This window comes from Rossellomorea sp. LJF3 (assembly GCF_037046045.1).
Classification (GTDB): domain Bacteria; phylum Bacillota; class Bacilli; order Bacillales; family Bacillaceae_B; genus Rossellomorea.
This window is the reverse complement of sequence record NZ_JBANLY010000058.1, coordinates 1-531: the sequence shown is the minus strand read 5'-3', so window position 1 is coordinate 531 and position 531 is coordinate 1. Positions and strand designations below refer to the sequence as shown.

2 tRNA genes and 1 rRNA gene are annotated in these 531 nt (G+C 44.4%); all 3 read right to left on the bottom strand.

The window, feature by feature from the left end:
- Window positions 1–166: 166 nt before the first annotated feature.
- A tRNA-Ala gene (locus V8G47_RS20795) sits at window positions 167–242 on the bottom strand.
- A gap of 16 nt (window positions 243–258) precedes the next feature.
- Window positions 259–335 (bottom strand) — tRNA-Ile (locus V8G47_RS20790).
- A 113-nt stretch (window positions 336–448) separates the two neighbouring features.
- Window positions 449–531: ribosomal RNA gene (locus tag V8G47_RS20785) — 16S ribosomal RNA — on the bottom strand; the annotation flags it as partial.

Genomic DNA, 531 nt, shown 5'->3' with positions numbered 1-531 from the left:
CCCTTCATAACTTAACCGAATTGGTTGTTACATCAGGTTTAAAACCTAAAATGGCGATACTCGGTAATTTCTTGACTATCAATTTATCTTTATCTAGTTTTCAAAGAACAATCTTGGATCTCGAAAGAGATCGTATGGTTAGATATTTTGCTGACGCAAAAATCTTTGGTGGAGCCTAGCGGGATCGAACCGCTGACCTCCTGCGTGCAAAGCAGGCGCTCTCCCAGCTGAGCTAAGGCCCCGTTTTACGAGAGAATATGGTGGGCCTAAGTGGACTCGAACCACCGACCTCACGCTTATCAGGCGTGCGCTCTAACCAGCTGAGCTATAGGCCCATATTCCATAAAAATGAATGATAAGCAATGCTTACCATTGTTTTTTTGATGATTAAACCATCAAAACTGAACAAAACTTCGACGCGTCAAACGTTTTAGTAAATCTTCCTTAGAAAGGAGGTGATCCAGCCGCACCTTCCGATACGGCTACCTTGTTACGACTTCACCCCAATCATCTGTCCCACCTTAGGCGGCT